This window comes from Selenomonas ruminantium subsp. lactilytica TAM6421 (genome assembly GCF_000284095.1).
GTDB classification, from domain to species: domain Bacteria; phylum Bacillota; class Negativicutes; order Selenomonadales; family Selenomonadaceae; genus Selenomonas_A; species Selenomonas_A lactilytica.
In genome coordinates, this window is the sequence record NC_017076.1 from 16,233 (window position 1) to 33,364 (window position 17,132).

A 17,132-nucleotide genomic window follows, 5' to 3' on the forward strand; every position below is an offset into this window, starting at 1 on the left:
GTTTCTCCTTTAATCAAAGCGTATCTAAGAAACTGCTTATTTTCTCGAAAACAGCCTCCCGACCTTCCATTAAGGGAAGCAAATGCCCTGCTCCATCAAGCAAAACTACTTTCTTCCGACTGCTGCCAATATGCTCTCCAATATATTGGGCACTTTCAACCGCCGCCATCGTATCATCTTTACCATGAACGATTAAGGAGGGAGCGGTAATTTTGGGCAGACATTTTTTGCTACGCTCTATAACTTCAAGAAGATCATAAACAGAAAGAAGGGGGATTTTATCATAAATCAAATTAGCGGCTTTGGGAACATTTACGAGGTTCCGCTTATTCTCAGGTGTAAAATCTGAAGATGTCAGCATTTCCTTGGGCGGAAGGGCAGAAATGCCCTGTTCCTGTGCAATGAAAATAGGTGCCGCTAATGTGACCACCCCTTTAACCTGTTTTTCCGCTGACAAAATAAGGCCAAGGCTTCCTCCCATGGAGCCGCCGATTACTACAATATCTTTGGCCAAGCCACGGAGAACAGAATAGCCGTCCCGCACGGCATCCAGCCAATCATCAGCATTTGTCCGAAGAAGGTCTTCTACCTTTGTTCCATGCCCAGGAAGTCTTGGTGCAAGCACTGTATATCCTTTGGCTTCCAAGAATTTCCCCATTGGCCAAAGCTCAGCGGTATTTCCAGCAAATCCCTGCACCAAAAGCACGGCTTTCTTTTGACCATCTCCAGGGAGAAAAAATGATTCTGCACCTTCAATAAGCATGTTGCTGCCTCCTTTATAGCGTCAGTGTTTATAGCTTGTCTATGGGAAAATTCTTGCGGATAATCATTTCTATATTGTCATCCTGTACAGATACACGCACATCATCAGCAATATTGGCAACGATGGATTTTTCCAGTTCGTCAAACAGGGCATCTACATCTGCCCCTTCCTCCCTGTCCTTCTCCAAGCATAGGCGGTATTGCTCCAGAGACCATAGCTGTATCTCTTCATAGCTAACACAGCCTACCATGTGATAATCCCCCACTGGCCTATTGGAGCCGCTCCCCAAGTAAAAGAGGCTGCCTTCAATAAAAGTCTTTAATCTTGCCCATAATGCCCACAGACGCTTCATTACGCTTGTGGGTTGACGTGTTTATGAGATCCTGTCTTTTCTTGAAGTTCATATCCGCCACAGCCAATAGATGCAGCTCACAGCTGCACTCCTCTGTGCTTTCCATCCAAAAATCTGCCTCAAAATCCTCCACAATGGCCCTCACCATGCTCATAGTTTCCTCAGCCAGTAGGCGCGCCCGCATAGAGCTGCGCTCGTCAAACCCCATGGAACGACTGAAAGCCTCCACTTCATCAAGAGCCATGGTCATACCGCGCCCGTTGCTGCTAACTACAATCTTTTCGGTTTTCAATCTAAGAACCCCCTGTACCTAAATATATCTGTATCTTGCTTCTATTCTGTAAAATTGAGAAATTTCCTGCTTTTTCACTGTCCTACATCTGTATATTCATCGCTGGCAACCTGCCGCCTCCTTGGAACGCCTCCCGTTTTACGATTGATTCACCGCTCCAGCAGGTGAATCATAGCTGCTTCTCGAAATAACAAAAGAGATTGCTTAGAAAAGTGATGCACCATGAGGAGGTAACATTATGGACATAGAAAATATTATCAGGTATCTACCTTGCAGGCTTTGGCACTGGGATATTCAAAATCAGTGATAACGGTGGGAGAACTGCTCAAGCATGGGAATCTGGGGCTGGGAACCTTTGAAGATGTGGATGGCGAGATGATTGTTTTGGATGGAAAGTGCTATCGCGCCAGGAATAATGGCGATGTAACACATGCCGAGGACGAGAGAGGCGTGCCATTTGCTTCTGTCTGCCATTTTCATCCCCACCGTTTTGAAGAATGCGAGAAGATGGATACCATCGAGAAGCTCAAGGAATGGCTGACACGTTGTGTCGATGATGATTTTGGCCTTAACTCCATGTATGCAGTCAGAATCAACGGAGAGTTTGCCAAAGTAGATGCACGCTCCGAATCCGGTACCAAGGCACATCATGTGACCTTGAAAGATGCATTAAGCATTACACAGAAAGCATTTATTTTTGAAAATATAAAAGGCTCTCTTGTCTGTGTATATTACCCTGACTATATGGATGGTATCAATGCCGCAGGATGGCATATGCATTTTCTCTCAGAAGATGAAAAAAATGGCGGACATGTATTTGATATCAGTCTAACCAGTGGAAATGCCTCTTTTTGCAAAATAACCAGCTTAGAAATACGTATTCCTAACTCTTTAGCATTTGATACCTATGAATTGAAAAGTGCATCCAAAGAAGAAATCAAAAGTGTCGAGCAGGGTAAAAATGCATAAGAGACACATAAACTAGGGCATGTTCCTATTTCTTAACTTCATTGGTTTTATCTGTGACGATATAGGTTGGTTGTGCCTGTTCGTTGTGCCCGGTAGCTATTATTCCTCCATTCGTGGCCAAACGTGAAAATATACCGGCAAATTCCCCATCATAAGCATAAAGTCCGGTCATGTTGATGTAGGGGCACCACTTGCCTTTTCCCCACGCAAAATCAATGTTTTGATTGACATATTGTGGCCAATATTCTTGGCAAATATAGCCGTTGTCATAGACAAGCCGCACTTGTTCCTCCCATTTTTTCTGGGGATAATCCACTCCAGCAAAAACGCCGGAAGCAGCATAAGCATCCCGAGGCTTCAATATATATCGCTTTTTATGATTTATCACTTCTTCCAAATCTATAGCATCTTTTTCAAGGGGGAATGTTTTGGGTATGTGTGCCTCTATAAATTTCGTCTCATCCGGTGAAAGAAACTTCGTTGTTTCGGGATGGTGCAAAATATAAAATAACCATTTGTGGTGAATAATCTGTGTACAAAAATGCCCCGCTATGAAACAAGCATTTTCCCGCACTGCCTGCAAGAAAGGACGAACATCATCGAGATTATCCATAATGTCAGCCGTTACGGCACGGCGGTATATGGCATCAATAACATGACCGTTCGATGAGTAAAGTTTACCGTCTTCAAAGTGCAATTGACGAATATCGCATATTTCACAGTCAATTCCATTTTTTTGAAACGAACGGGCAAATTCTTGAAATTCGCGCCAAGTCGCCTTATCCATAAAGTCAACTATGGCAACATTTGGGTGAGAAACCTTACCTTCATAAGTGTCGTAAATCCTCATAAAGGTACCAACCCACCGGTCGAAGAGTTCCATGGTTTCAAATCTATAGCGGCGTATCATTTCTTGATGGGCTGGATTATCAATCATAATCTCGTCTAAAATTCTATTTGCATCCATTCCGCTTGTTCCATCCGTGTTTATCTCACAGAAACCAAAATCTCCAGTCTCTTCATTGTAAAAAATATCTGCACGGGAAATGGGAATTATAGAATCATAGCCACGCGGTGTAAGAATCAACTCTTCAAGCTCTTGTGAAAAAGGAAATAGTGCACGATATCCTGCGTGAGCAAAATATGCTCCAATGACCTTGGCAAAAATGCCATAAGCAGTACCCACAATCCACTGAAACCTATCCAAATCTACTTTTGTATATATTCGAGGAATATGTACAGTACTGTATTTTAAATGCCCGTTATAGTATAGTGGGGAACGCTCTATGTTTTCTTTCATGGCGAGTGCAGCTAATTTATTTTCATCCCCATATTTTTCAATCAAGTAAAAGTATTCTTGACGGATTTCAAATGTTGATTTCAAATTTCATCAGCCTCCTTTATTCTTCAGCACTGGGCGAAAAATATGTCGATTATAATTTTGTGTCTCCAGAAAATTTTTTCCTATATTTTCCTCAGTTAATAAACTGTAAAGAAAATAATCACGAAAAGAACTAAGATTATCTTGTGTCATGTCAAAGTGTATGCCATTATCACGCAGAATTATTTTTGGTTCTCCGTCAAAAAATAAGGTCAACTCTGCTAGGATATTTGTGCCTAGATTCTTTTCTACCACGCTCATGCCAATCTCCTCAACAAGGAGACCGACTTTCATAACATATCGTGATGAAAATCCCCTCTTTTGAAATTCCCCTTCTGCCCAATCCCTAAGCTTGATAACATTACAGATATTAAGCACTTCATCTTGAGAAACGATATCCTTATTGAAGACAAGCATGGGGAATGTTTCGGGATAGCGGATACGAAGGACAATGGCAAATAAAAGGAAAGTGCCAAAGGGAACAGCGACCATGCCAAGCCACACACCACGCACACCTATAAAAGAGGAAAACAGTATCGGAAGACCGGTATACAAAAGTAAATCCTTACAAAAAGAAAGCGATATGGCAATTTTGAAATAGCCGTTAATTTGATAATACATGGTAAAAAGGTAGAGTAATGCCACAAAGGGCATTGCGAAAGCGACAGTTCTTATAACAATTTTGGCCTCAGCAACTATTGCAACATCGGCAATGCCGAAAATACTGGCAATAGGTTCACAAAATAACCACATAACAGGGATAACTGCTCCACCAAATAAAGCTGCTACTATGGCCGCTGGTTTCATGATTTTTATTACGCCATCAAAATTATTTTCACCTAAATAAATATTAACGAGAGGTTCTGTTGCCTTTTCTACACCACTTAAACAAACCGCTAGTTGAAAAATGGAAATAACTGCTGATAAAACCGGGAAGTAATCCTGCCCGAAATCCCGCAAAAAATATATAACCAAAATCATATTGCCAACAGCAATGTATAGGGAGAGAGAGGCGTTGACATAGCTTAATTTTAGCACCTTTAAAGTGTCGCTAAAGGAACAATAAAACTTCGGCTTTAATGTCTGTGAAACAGAAAACATCCACCGTGCAAATACAGCCATAGCTCCAATCTCACTAATAAAAACGCTCAGTGCTATGCCAGTCATCCCAAAATCCAAACCTATCGTCAAAAAAAGAGCTACTATCATGTGTACCGTTATTTGGATTACCGTGGCGAATACACAATATCTGCCACCGCCGTCTGCATAAACCATCATTTGCATTAAAATATACATGGGATGTATAGCAATTGTTGCCAAAAAAGGCTCGTAATACAAACGGGCAAAGGCAGTCGTAGTTTCAGCGTGAGGATAAAAGGAAAAATATAAGTCCTCAGCCCAGTATAAGCTCACTGCTAGTAAGGCAGACAAAAATAGCGTCCAGATAATCCCTTGACCAACGAGACAATTGGCTCTTTTGGCATTAAAAGCACCTATTTCAAAGGAATAGAGATAAGCTGTTCCTGTTGCAATCATAAATTCTAAAAAAGCCGTAGCATAAAGCAAAGGAAGTACGATTTCTATCCCTGCCATGGCAGTTTTTCCAAAAAGTTGTGTCGCAAAAATCTTGTCAGCTATGAAATTCAAGTTTGTTATAAATGTTGTGACAACAGCAGCAAAAAGAAGCCGTGTAAATTGCTGACCACAAAATGTTTTGCCGACAATGGCATCTATAAATTTCATAATTTACCTTTCTAATGCGAAGTGTAATCATTTTTACCATGAAGAATTCTCTCTGCAAAAGGATGCAAAAAATCACGTTCTTCCTGTGTCAGTATACCTTCGGCAATGCTTAACATATTAGTGGCAATTTTCCGTAATGGCTGCCCGTAGACGATGGCATCATAGCCTTTTGTCATCAAATTATCTTCTGCAACTAAAATATCCTTCTCCGTTAGATTATTTTTTCGTATGCCATCTGCGGCAAATGATAATCCCTCATCCGAGTATAGCAAACCTTTTAGCAATGCACAATAAGCCAGCATTAGATATGATGATACAGAATCTGCCATTCTTAATTCCAAATAATTTTTCAATCTTACATCTGGAAAAGCCATGGACAGAATATGCGATAAAGCTTTTTCAGTCATAGGTTTTTTTTCATATAGCGATTCAGTCGTTCTGTCGCCGGTATACCGATACGTTTTCCCCTCTAGCACAAAGATAGGTGGTACAGTGCCGATATAATCAGCATAATCAGAAAAGCAGTAATCTACCTTGAAAATATTTGGCACTATACCTGTACGAGCCTTATCTACTCGTCTCCAAATATCAGTTCGTTTTAGAAAGCTCTTAAGAGTTTTGCCTTCAAAAGTTCTGGAACTATCTGTCAACATTTTTAGTATCGGAGAATAATAATAGGCTGCCTGTATTTTCCGCCGAAAATCATCCTCAGAAAAGTAATCAATAGATACCTGAAGCGAGGCTGTTCCCCGCATCATTTCACGTCCCCCATTCCCAGTTCCGACAAAGTATTTGTCCATCAGCAGATAGCGTTCTTTGGGAATCATGGGTAAATCATCTACATGGCTAGTTGGTTGACACCCTACAGTCATAAATTCATAGCCGTAGGGCAGTAGTTCAGTATTTAGATTTTTACATAAATCATCATAAACAAGGCTAATTCGTGAGATAGATGTCATAGGAAAAATACTTATTTCTAGTTGAGAAGCAGGCTCAAGAGTGATAACGAATTCATCAGTGGAAAAGCCTAATAAATCCGCCTCTTCTAAGGCTATTGCATGGGGATAATGTGACATCAACCCAAGCAAGATTTCTCTCACTCCACCTTCTCCGTAGTACGAGACGGCATTTTTGGTGTCATGACACACAATAAAGTGCTCTAACTCCACGCCTAGTCTTGGTAACGTATTGTGCTTAATTCCTTGTCGAAAGTGATTTACTAACGCTTTTTTCCATTCCTTCATTTTTAGATTCTGCCTCATCTATTGTTTCCAAGAAAAAACTTATAGGGTGAAAGCCGTCATCTTGTTTTGCACCGCAGCGTTCCTATAACCGTGATGCAAAACTTTACATGGCCATCCTCTCTTAGTGCTTGACTTTATTATTTCCACAATAACATTCGACATTCCTGCAAAAAGGGCAGTAATAACGCAGAGCTGCTGCCTTTTTTCCTAATGTCTGTCAAGCCTGCACAACACTTTTTTCATATATAAAAGGACTGCTGCGCCTCATGATGCGCAACAGTCCTATGGTTATACTTTATCGTTATCAGAATCTTTCGTAGTTTGAACTTCCTGTAGAAAGAGATTATGGGAAAGCTATATTTGTATAGCTGCCTTGGCCTCGTCCTTCGGCAGACCGTAGAACTGGCTGTCCTCCTTGAACTCAATATCAGGTGTAGATGTGATGTGTTCCACTACCGCCGCTTCGCTGGTGGCAATGTGCTGGAAACCCACCTTGTCAACAATGGTGTAAACATAATCCTCTGCAACACCGTCAGAAAGCACTTCATCGACATTATCATCAATAAGTGCCTGTAAGTTCTCGGCGGTGGTCTGGTTATCACAGATGGCCGTGATGTTCCCGACACCGTCTCTTGCAATGTATAGCATTTTATCGCCTCCTATGTGGGATAGACTTCAATCATAAGACAATAAAACTACTTATGTATAAAATTTGTTGCATTTCGGATAGTAAACTTGATATAAATGATATTTTATGGTATTATTACAGTAGTGGAGGTGCATTATGGAAGAAATAAAGCAACGCAACATATATCTTAAGCAACTGCTGGCTTTTAAGGACCAGGAGCCGGTCAAAATCATCACTGGCATTAGACGCTGCGGAAAATCGACAGTAATGAAGCTCATGATGAAATATCTAATTGAACATGATACTCTACCTGAACAAATAATTTACATGAATTTTGAATCTAATAAATTTGATGATTTTGACCGTAAACAAGTCTATCAATATGTACAAGAAAGAATCATTACTGGGAGAAAAATGTATATCTTTCTTGACGAACCACAGACTATAGAAAATTGGAATAAGACCGTTAATTCTTTTCAAGTCGATTTTAATTGTGATATATACATAACAGGTTCAAATGCTTACTTATTATCATCTGAATATGCTACTTATTTATCTGGTAGATATGTGGAAATAAAAATGTTGCCTTTATCTTTTAAGGAGTTCATAACCTTTCAAGGATATACCTTAAAAGATTATGTTTCACCAATCGGGGAACAAAGAAAACGAGCCTATGACGCTTTGGGTGAAATGACAGAGATTGCAGATTTGTTCGAGGCATATGTTCGTTATGGTGGCTTCCCAGTTTTGAGTGATATTGGACTTGAGCAGGATAAGGTTTTAGCTATATTAGATGGTATATATAACACAGTTGTAAAAAGAGATATAATTGACCGTGCCAACTTAAAACCAAATTCTCACACCATAGATTCTGTCTTGCTCGAAAAGGTATGTCAATTTCTCGCTGATAATATTGGAAGCAGTATTTCCTTCAACAATATCAGTAATACGCTTGTATCTAATAAAATGTTGCAGGAAAGAAAAAGACATGGAAAACCTGCTGTCAGAACTATTTCCAATTATGTAGACGATATAACAGAAGCGTATCTCTTTTATCCCATAAAAAGATTTGACATAAAAGGTAAAGAGTATTTACAAACCCTCGGTAAATATTACATGGTAGATACAGGCCTTAGGAATTATCTGCTAGGCTACAGAGGGGTAGATACAGGACACCAGATTGAAAATGTTGTCTACTTTGAATTACTTCGTAGGGGGTATGATGTAGCCGTTGGCAAAATTGGCAATAAAGAAGTAGACTTTATCGCTATAAAAGGTGAAGAAAAGATATATTATCAAGTTACGCAAGAGATGCGCTCTGAAGAAACCATTACACGTGAATTAGCTCCTTTAAAAGAGATAAAAGATAACTTCCCTAAGATTGTTTTAACCTTAGATAGTAATATCAAACTAACAGAAGATGGTATACGAATTATAAACTTATTGGATTTCTTGTTAAGCAACGAACATGAATGACTTTCAATCAGAAACATGATTCAATAACTCAAACTTCGCACATCCGAAACAAGCCTTCTATCAGGCGTAGCATAGGTAACTGACAGCTAAAAAGGCAACCTCATGCACATCGGTTCAGGCAATTGTGCCATAAATCAGACAGATTTTCCAAAAAGGAATCCAGCATGGCATTTAGTTCTTTTTCAAGGAAAATTGCCTCCGGAGAACAGAACCATGTGTCAAAGAGGACATACTTTGCTGGAATATCAGCGTCTTTCGCCTCCTTCAGTAAAGTCAGCATCACACTGGTAGCCTTGGTCTGCGCCAGTTTACGCAGTTTGCCCCCATTGCTTCTCGCATCAATATCTGAAGATGCTTCCTGCAGTCGGTTTTCACGTTCTGCGGAAGATAACAGGCACTGACTCAACGGCAGAAAGGAATTCCCATCACTCCAGCCAAGCGTTAACATACGGAAACCTTTGGTATATTTATGCTCTACATGGTCATAGACCTTAGCCAGCAGTTCTACCTTTTTCGCGCGTGCCCGGCTGAAAAGAGAATCGTCGATGATAAGTACATTGCGACGCTTCTCGTTGGTGAGTGGTTCAATCTTCTGGATAATTGCCGAGGATAGCTGTAATGTGAATTTGCACCAGTTGATGCTGCTGGAATTCATAAATCGGTAAAAGGTATCCTTAGCAAAAGGGATAGACGTTGAAGATTCTCGCTGCTTTTGGAAGAATGATTTACTGCTGAAGGCATTTTCAAAAGCTACCTGAAATACGTCTTTGATCGAAAGCCGCGTACCTTGTATGCATTGCAGGCTTTAAGAATCCGTCCTACATGGAATTCTTCAAGAAAATGAGAAATTTTCGAGGAAAGGAGTTCACGAGATTGATGATTATGTGCTACAATATTCATGGCATAAGCCCTCCGTTTATGTTGTGATAGTTTAGGCACTTTCATTATACAAAACGGAGACGGCTTATGCTATTTTATTTTAGAAAATCTGATTTAATAATTATTGGACAGTTTTACAACTGCGAAGTTTGAGTTATTGAGTTTTTCAACACGCCCTAGTATGTATCATAAATTTTACTTTAGTGAGATAAAGAATATTCGTTTGTTGAATTTACTTTATTTCACTAAAGATTAGTAAGATAATAAAAAAGAGTAGAACTCGGCAGAGGGCAAGGATGGTGGCAGACATGAGCATAATAACCGAAAGCAATACTATGCCTATAGGTGTGGACGATTTTCGGGAGATTGTGACAAAAAAATATTGCTTTGTCGATAAGACTCGATTTATCAAAGAAATTTTGGACGGCCATAGCAAGGTAACTCTTATCACTCGTCCCAGACGATTTGGAAAAACCTTGAACCTATCTATGCTGAGATATTTCTTTACTGTGGAAAATAAGGAAAAGAATCGGGGACTTTTTGCCGGTCTGGACATTGAGAGAGCCGGAGAGCGGTATATGGCTGAACAGGGCAGCCGTCCTGTGTTTTTTTTGTGAAGCTGTCAGAGCTTTTGCATCAGGTCTATGACCAGATGTTTGATAACCTTCTGGAGTCCCGTGGTCATTGAATGCAGGCTGGCGGAAATCGTGGAAGGTACGAACTTTACCACGGTACTGGCAAGGATTGTCAATGTGGCAGCAGATGAATTCGTACTGAATGAGCAGGGGAGGCTGGACGCAGCAAAAAACGGGCTGATTTTTTATGATTCGTTCAGTAACAGTTATTTTTCTCTGGGAGAAAAGGTAGGAAAGGCTTGGGGCGAAGGACGTAAATTTGTCTAAGACTTACAACTCATGGGTCACTAAAAGCTTAACTTCTGGTCGTTGGTCGACACTGAGTGGCCGCTGACAAATGCATCAGAAGCCTTTCTATGACGCAAACTGTAGCGAAATGAAAAACAGGCTATTGCAAGCGAAGATACGTTGCAATAGCCTGTTTGTGGTGCACTTATTTCTTCAGTTGTGCGACAAAGTAGTCCGTCACTGCCTGGCAGGCTCCTTGAGTATCATGGGTAAAGCCATGGTCTTCTCCGGGAACCAGCTTCAGCTGGCCGTTGAAGTAAATCCTGTGATAACGCTGGCTGTAAGTGTAGGGAGCGATAACATCCCCGGTGCCGTGAATCATGAAGGCAGGGCCCTGGTATCTGACAGCTGTTTCATAGATAGGCAGAGTCTGAGCTGTAAGCACATAATTTCTGCCCAAGGTCAGGCCTTTTTTGATGGGGATGGTCTCGGGGACATTGTTGGCGTCATAGCGGGACCCCTGGCAGTCTCCGCGAATAGCATCCTCACGCAGTACAGCTGCCGGGGCCATCAGGGCCAGGCTTTTGACCTTATCGGTGCCCAGAAGGCCTGCGGTCATGCTGGCCACAACGCCGCCTTGGGAATGGCCTGCCAGGGAAATGGAAGTGACGTTAGGAAGCTTGGCTGCATAGTCGTAGACTTTCTTGGCGTCTTCGATTTCATTGAGCACCGTCATATCCTGGAAGCGGCCTTCGCTTTTGCCATGGCCGTTGAAATCAAAACGCAGCGTGGCAATACCTTCCTTTTCCAGGTCATTGGCCAAAGTCTGCATCAGTTTCGTATCTTTGTTAGAGGTAAAACCGTGGCAGACAATAACTAGAGGGTACTTCTTGGCTCCATCAGGAGTCTGAAGTACGGCGGCAAGTTTGCCATGGTCGCCCTGAATGATTAAATCCTTACTTTGGGCAAAGCTTACTCCCGTGCCGATGGTCATCAGCCCCATGGTCAACAGCGAAGCGGTAATAAGTTTTTTCAGCTTAAAAATTTTCATGCTTCTATCTCCAAAATCATTTTTTCAGACGGCTGTAGTTGGCATCAAAGTAGCGACCTTCACGGATCTCATTGGTCATTCCTTCATAAGGAGCTTCGGCAATGACATCTTCATTATCAAGGCCGGCCTTGCCGATATAGGTGATTTTGGCAAACTCAGGCACCAGATACTTGGGATAATTCTCGTATTTATCCCGGGATTCGTGCATAAGGTCGATATGTTCATTTTGGAAGCAGACAGTGATTTCAGGATGGTCCTGCACCCATTTGGGGAAGAAGATGGTGCCGTGCATCTTGTTTTCGTTGGGCATGAAGTCCAAGGCCACATCTGTACCAGTGGGCTCCGTCCAGGTAACTTTGAATACGCCGTCGGTCAGTTTGACAATATCTGCTTTCTGGTCTTTTACCCAGCGGCCTGCCACCATGCCGCCATGGATGCGGTAGTCTACCGTATGGTCATTTTTGGCATACCATTCGTATTCCCAGCCATTGTCATAGGTGTAGATAAAATGGGTTCCGAGAAAATCGCTAAGGTCTTTGAATTTCATAAGTAAGCACTCCCTTTTTATGTATCTATAAACATGTAATTAAATACACATTTCCTTTGTGCTTTTATATTAAACCTGGCACAGAAGATTGTCAAGAAAAAAAATATGTAAATAATTACATCTTTTTTCTCGTGTCATGATATAATGGAAAAAACGGAAGCGGAGGAAATCGTGATGGCACAGAAGAATGTTCTTAAATACGTGGTATTAGGCTTGTTGTCCCATGGAAATTTAACAGGTTATGATATCAAGAAACTTTTTGAGGGTGAGTTGGGAGATTTTTGGTATTCCAACCATAGCCAGATTTACCCGGAGCTGAAAAAGATGGAAGATAGCGGCCTGATTGCATCCTATGAGGATACAGTAGGGCAGAAAATGACCAAGACATACTATCGAATCCTGCCACAGGGTGAAGAGGAGCTGTCAGGGTGGCTGAGTGAGCCTTTAAATGCCCTGCCGCCAACCAGAGATGAATTTTCCATGAAGCTGTATTTGCTGAATGATGCAAAGAACCCCCTGGTAAAACAGATATTCGCCCAGGAGATTGCCCGCCATGAGGAAAAGCTGCAATATCTGGAGTCGCGGTGGGAAACTTTGTTTACAGCAGAAGAGGAACAGGCGAAACACTATGGTCATTCGCTGATATTGCGGCAGGCAATCAACAGGGAAAAGCAGCGTCTTCAATGGCTGCGTGAGGAGCAGGCCCACCTTCCTCAATGATATTGTATTAGAATAAAGCCTCTCTCGTTGAATGTCTGTCACTCAGCAAGAGGGGCTTTATCCTTAGTTGATTTCCATGATAATAATATGATATCATCGATGGCTGCACTGTCCATCTTTTGTATTTGTAAAAGTGGTTCTGTTTTGATATACTTAGTTTAGTAATATGTAAATTACTAAAAAAGAGGTGAGTAAAATTGTATAACGATGCTTTCGTGGGAAGAGAACGCGAGTTGACCAAGCTGGACAAGATGTACAGCAGTAAAAAACAGAATGTAGCACTGATTTATGGCCGCCGTCGTGTAGGAAAAAGTGAATTGATAAAGCACTTTATTCAGAAATATAACCATGATGCAGTATACTATGAGTGCAAGCAGACGACAGAACTGAATAATGTTAGTTCCTTGTCCACATTGATATCCGAGAAGTTTTCTCTTCCTCCACTGGCTTTTTCTGGCATAGAAGAGCTACTGGAATTTATGTTCAAGCAGGCATGTGAGAAGAAGATAATCCTAGTATTGGATGAATACCCCTACTTGCAGAAAACGGTAACAGGATTGGACAGTATTCTACAATCCCTTATAGACCGATATATGAGCAAATCACAAATGAAGCTTATAATATGTGGCTCCTTTGTGGAAACGATGAAAAAGCTGTTGCTGAGACATAATCCTTTATATGGGCGAGTATCTTTGGTACTGAATCTGAAGCCGATGAATTATCTGGAGTCGGCCAAGTTCTATCCGTCGTTTTCCAATGAAGATAAAGTGAGGCTTTACAGCGTTTTTGGTGGTATTCCCTACTATAACAGCCTTATAGATGAAGAACTGTCGGTAAAAGAAAATATTATGGAGCTCCTAACTCTGCCTGGTTCACGGTTGGAAGATGAAGTTTCTATGTATTTGAACGCAGAACTGTCCAAAATCACCAATGCCAACGAGGTGTTTGAGGCTTTAACAAGAGGCTTTACCCGTTTTAGTGATATTTTATCGCAATCTCATATAACAAACAGTCCTACCTTATCCAAGGTGCTGGAAAAGCTTATAAATATGGACATGGTGGAGAAAGAAGCACCAATCAATGATTCGAATAACAAGAAGAAAACTGGGTATTATATCAGCGACAATATGTCAAGTTTCTACTATAAATATGTATTTCGGTATGCCTCACAGCGGCGTATAATGAACCCGGAAGTATTCTACGAACGTTACATTGAAAAGGATTTTGAACAGACATATGTTCCCAAGAGATTCGAGGATATTTGCAAGCAGTTCCTTATACTTAAAAATCAACAGGGAGATATGGCAGAGCCATTTGAAGCTATAGGGAAGTATTATTACGACCTGCCCAAGGAGCACAAGAATGGTGAATTTGACGTAGTAACAAAAGACGACCGAGGTTATGCTTTTTATGAAGCAAAATTTAGGGAAACTCCTGTTACTGCGGCCATGATTGAGGAAGAAATAAGACAGGTTAATGACACGGGGCTGTACTGCTATCAATATGGGTTCTTTTCAAGGTCAGGCTATGAAGACTTTACACGGTCAGATGTTGTCAAATATACCTTAGATGATTTGTATAATACATAAGACACGTTTTCATACTGATGGTAAGATACAGACAAATATATTGGTCATCGGAGGACAGTATGCCGTAGCACGGGGGGATAGCAGGGAGATTTTCCTGCAGGCCGCCTGTCGGATAAGGTGTCGGGTGAGCCCGGATTCTGTGATTTTTTCGCAGGCCCGGGCTTTTTTCTATGCCCGGGCTGCCAAAGGAGACTATATGCATTCGGAAATCTTTTCAAAATTGCCGCCTACTGCGATGGACTCCGCCAGAATGCGGATGCAGGTGTAAACTGCCGTGGTCTGCGTGGCCGCATTATGGACTCTAACTTAATGACATTGCTTCAGGGGGCTGTTTTTTGCTGGAAAATGGTGTTTTGAGTAGCAAGCAAACATTTTTATTGTGCATTGACAAGAACAGCAAAATGTTTATATAATAGGTTTATCAAATAACTATATAAACATATGGGAGTTTATTATGAACAGGAAAGATGTGCGTAATCACAATCTGAAAAAGATACGCAGTGCCCTGCGGTCAATGAGGCAGGCTACCAAGCCGCAGCTGGCTGAGCATACGGGCTTAAGCGTTATGACGGTAAATACGCTGGTGAAAATCCTGCAGGAGCATGGTGAAGTTGAACTCATGGAGGATTTCCTTCCCTCTGCCTCTGAGGAAGGGGGACGCCCTGCCCGGCAGTACCGTTATCTGGCCGACCGGCTGCTGGCCCTTGTCATGTGCTTTTACGAGGAGGCGGGGGAAAACAGAATGGAGCTGGGGGTAGAAAATCTTCTGGGGGATATCGTTTCTTCCGAGAAGGTTGCCTGCCATGAGGTATCCCAGGAACTTTTATTGGAGACTATCAGGCGGTATCAGGAAAACTATCCTCAGCTGGCTCTGGTGATGATGGGGCTTCCAGGAGTGGAAGTGGATGGTGTAATGGCTGTTATAGACTATCCAGCCTTGAAAGGCCTGCGGTTGCGGGAACAGCTGGAAGCTTCTACCGGGCTGCCGATTTATCTGGTTAATGACATAAATGCAGCTGTGTCTGGGTATGGCATGGTCTTGGGTCAGGCAGTAAGGCAGGAAACTGTGGTAGGCATCTACTGGCCACGTAATTACCCGCCAGGGGCAGGCATACTGCTGAATGGCAATCTTTATAAGGGGCGGGATGGACTGGCGGGAGAAATCTCCTGTGCTTTTGACCGCAGCACCTGCGTGCCTAAGGAGATTACTGTGGAGCAGGTAGCGGAAAAAATAGTCAGCTTTGTCCGTTTCTGGAATCCCCATCGCATCGTGCTGTATCATGAGGGGATAATACCTTGCATGGAGGCGGAAATCAGAAGCATGTGTGCCGTTTCCTTGCCGGAGCGTTTTATGCCGGACCTTATTCTGGGAAGGCCTTTGCGGGAGGATTATCGGCGTGGAGTACATGCTTTGGCGGGTAAGTTTCTGGAATCGTTGGGAAAGACAGGAGAGGATTCATGAATCAGGATTTGGAAAGGTCAAAGGCCAAGGAAAGGTATGCGGCGGGGAAAATGCGGCAGCATTCCACCAGAGCTTTGTTTTTCGTTGGCGGTTTTGGGGCAGCTTCCTGGGCTCCCTTGGTTCCCCTGCTTAGGGAACGGTTGGCCATTGGCGAGGATGTACTGGGGATGCTGCTGCTGTGCATCGGCATTGGCTCCCTTTTGACCATGCCGCTTTCCGGGGCAGCCGCTGTGCGTTTTGGCTGTCGGAAGACGCTGACTTTAGCGGGCACTTTCTTTGCTTTGTTTTTGCTGGCATTATGCTTGGTGGACAGTATGGTTTTGGCGGTGGTTTCCCTGCTTGTTTTTGGAGCCATGATGGGCTGTATTGATGTAGTGGCAAATATTCAGGCCGTATTGGTGGAAAAGGCTGCTAAACGCCGTTTGATGTCTGGCATGCATGCCCTGTGGAGCGTGGGAGGTTTTGCCGGGGCTGGGCTCTTTGGCATCTGGGTTGGTACTTTGGGGCTGACGCCCTTTATTTCCACCTGCATTGCAACCGGTATAATGCTGGCAACCTTGTCCATTTTTTCCCGCCATTTGCTGCCATTTGGGGGTGAAGGCGGTGGGGCTATGGTGGCTGTGCCTAAGGGAATTGTAACTTTTGTGGGCGTTGTGGCCTGCATTGCTTTCCTGGTGGAAGGGGCCATCATGGATTGGAGCGGTGTATTCCTGACCTCTGTCAGAGGTTTTGATATGTCTCTGGCTGGTACGGGCTTTACGGTCTTTTCTGCGGCTATGCTTATCATGCGGCTACTGGGGGATGCTACGGTACAGAAGCTGGGTCAGAAGCCTGTGGTGCTGGGAGGAAGTCTGCTGGCTTTCTTGGGCTTTCTGATGGTGATTTTTGCTCCGAGCCAGCTGCTCTTATATGCAGGCTTCTTTGCCATTGGCATTGGCAGTGCCAATATTGTGCCGGTGTTCTTTTCCCTGTTAGGCAAACAGAAGGATATGCCAATAAGTATGGCAGTACCGGCGGTAAGCACTCTGGGATATCTGGGAATCTTGATGGGGCCTGCGGCCATTGGCTTTTTGGCTCATCAGACCAGCCTTTATGCGGCCTTTGGTTTATTGGCTGCTTTGGTGGCGGTTCAGGCCATTATTGCGGCTTATGTTTATAAGAAAGTTTTGTAGA

General features: G+C 42.6%; 17 protein-coding genes and 1 pseudogene. 8 read left to right on the forward strand and 10 right to left on the reverse strand.

Going from position 1 to position 17,132, the window contains the following annotated elements; all coding sequences use genetic code 11:
- Positions 1-13: 13 nt before the first annotated feature.
- The 3 genes from SELR_RS14520 to SELR_RS14530 are packed head-to-tail and all read right to left on the reverse strand — an operon-like array spanning position 14 to position 1,407.
- A complete protein-coding gene (locus SELR_RS14520; protein ID WP_014430904.1) occupies positions 14-763 on the reverse strand; it encodes an alpha/beta hydrolase in 750 nt (249 codons plus the stop codon).
- Between the two features lie 28 nt (positions 764-791).
- Positions 792-1,013: a hypothetical protein gene (locus SELR_RS14525; protein ID WP_041914863.1), complete on the reverse strand. Its 222-nt coding sequence runs from the start codon at positions 1,011-1,013 to the stop codon at positions 792-794.
- Positions 1,014-1,068: 55 nt separating this feature from the next.
- Positions 1,069-1,407: a hypothetical protein gene (locus SELR_RS14530; protein ID WP_014430906.1), complete on the reverse strand. Its 339-nt coding sequence runs from the start codon at positions 1,405-1,407 to the stop codon at positions 1,069-1,071.
- A 261-nt stretch (positions 1,408-1,668) separates the two neighbouring features.
- On the opposite strand from SELR_RS14530, the pseudogene SELR_RS14535 reads away from it, so the two are divergent.
- Positions 1,669-2,376 (forward strand): annotated as a pseudogene (locus SELR_RS14535) (acetolactate decarboxylase); the annotation flags it as partial.
- Between the two features lie 25 nt (positions 2,377-2,401).
- On the opposite strand, the gene SELR_RS14540 reads toward SELR_RS14535, so the two are convergent.
- From SELR_RS14540 to SELR_RS14555, 4 genes are all read right to left on the reverse strand, one after another.
- Positions 2,402-3,760, reverse strand: a complete 1,359-nt coding sequence (locus SELR_RS14540) for a hypothetical protein (RefSeq protein WP_014430908.1) — start codon at positions 3,758-3,760, stop codon at positions 2,402-2,404.
- Between the two features lie 6 nt (positions 3,761-3,766).
- On the reverse strand, positions 3,767-5,500 hold the full coding sequence (locus SELR_RS14545) for an MATE family efflux transporter (RefSeq protein WP_014430909.1): 1,734 nt from the start codon (positions 5,498-5,500) through the stop codon (positions 3,767-3,769).
- Positions 5,501-5,511: 11 nt separating this feature from the next.
- Complete coding sequence (locus tag SELR_RS14550) at positions 5,512-6,744, reverse strand: glutamate-cysteine ligase family protein (protein ID WP_014430910.1); 1,233 nt, start codon at positions 6,742-6,744, stop codon at positions 5,512-5,514.
- Between the two features lie 354 nt (positions 6,745-7,098).
- Positions 7,099-7,392, reverse strand: coding sequence for a hypothetical protein (locus SELR_RS14555; protein WP_014430911.1), 294 nt, complete (start codon positions 7,390-7,392; stop codon positions 7,099-7,101).
- Between the two features lie 136 nt (positions 7,393-7,528).
- On the opposite strand from SELR_RS14555, the gene SELR_RS14560 reads away from it, so the two are divergent.
- The gene (locus SELR_RS14560; protein ID WP_014430912.1) at positions 7,529-8,848 is read left to right on the forward strand and encodes an ATP-binding protein; all 1,320 of its coding nucleotides are present in this window, start codon (positions 7,529-7,531) and stop codon (positions 8,846-8,848) included.
- 100 nt (positions 8,849-8,948) lie between these two features.
- Here SELR_RS14560 and SELR_RS14565 read toward each other — a convergent pair whose 3' ends face one another.
- The gene (locus SELR_RS14565) at positions 8,949-9,650 is read right to left on the reverse strand and encodes an IS4 family transposase (RefSeq protein ID WP_488657141.1); all 702 of its coding nucleotides are present in this window, start codon (positions 9,648-9,650) and stop codon (positions 8,949-8,951) included.
- 373 nt (positions 9,651-10,023) lie between these two features.
- Here SELR_RS14565 and SELR_RS14570 point away from each other — a divergent pair, with 373 nt between their 5' ends.
- Both SELR_RS14570 and SELR_RS14575 read left to right on the forward strand, forming a co-directional pair.
- Positions 10,024-10,344, forward strand: coding sequence for an AAA family ATPase (locus SELR_RS14570; RefSeq protein WP_014430914.1), 321 nt, complete (start codon positions 10,024-10,026; stop codon positions 10,342-10,344).
- 27 nt (positions 10,345-10,371) lie between these two features.
- Positions 10,372-10,629, forward strand: a complete 258-nt coding sequence (locus tag SELR_RS14575; RefSeq protein WP_080585514.1) for a hypothetical protein — start codon at positions 10,372-10,374, stop codon at positions 10,627-10,629.
- A 166-nt stretch (positions 10,630-10,795) separates the two neighbouring features.
- Here SELR_RS14575 and SELR_RS14580 read toward each other — a convergent pair whose 3' ends face one another.
- Both SELR_RS14580 and padC read right to left on the reverse strand, forming a co-directional pair.
- The gene (locus SELR_RS14580; RefSeq protein ID WP_014430916.1) at positions 10,796-11,641 is read right to left on the reverse strand and encodes an alpha/beta hydrolase; all 846 of its coding nucleotides are present in this window, start codon (positions 11,639-11,641) and stop codon (positions 10,796-10,798) included.
- Positions 11,642-11,657: 16 nt separating this feature from the next.
- Positions 11,658-12,188 carry a phenolic acid decarboxylase gene (padC, locus tag SELR_RS14585; RefSeq protein ID WP_014430917.1) on the reverse strand — a complete coding sequence of 177 codons (531 nt, stop codon included), beginning with the start codon at positions 12,186-12,188 and terminating at the stop codon, positions 11,658-11,660.
- Between the two features lie 174 nt (positions 12,189-12,362).
- Between padC and SELR_RS14590 the strand changes: the two genes are divergently transcribed.
- The 4 genes from SELR_RS14590 to SELR_RS14605 all read left to right on the forward strand — a co-directional run bounded on the left by SELR_RS14590 (position 12,363) and on the right by SELR_RS14605 (position 17,131).
- The gene (locus SELR_RS14590; protein ID WP_014430918.1) at positions 12,363-12,908 is read left to right on the forward strand and encodes a PadR family transcriptional regulator; all 546 of its coding nucleotides are present in this window, start codon (positions 12,363-12,365) and stop codon (positions 12,906-12,908) included.
- Between the two features lie 197 nt (positions 12,909-13,105).
- Entirely contained in the window at positions 13,106-14,497 is a 1,392-nt protein-coding gene (locus tag SELR_RS14595; RefSeq protein ID WP_014430919.1) for an ATP-binding protein, read from the forward strand.
- A gap of 454 nt (positions 14,498-14,951) precedes the next feature.
- Positions 14,952-15,959 (forward strand): ROK family protein, encoded by a 1,008-nt coding sequence (locus SELR_RS14600; RefSeq protein ID WP_014430921.1) that lies wholly within the window; start codon positions 14,952-14,954, stop codon positions 15,957-15,959.
- Entirely contained in the window at positions 15,956-17,131 is a 1,176-nt protein-coding gene (locus tag SELR_RS14605) for an MFS transporter (RefSeq protein WP_014430922.1), read from the forward strand. Before SELR_RS14600 ends, SELR_RS14605 begins: the two co-directional genes overlap by 4 nt.
- Position 17,132: the final 1 nt, after the last annotated feature.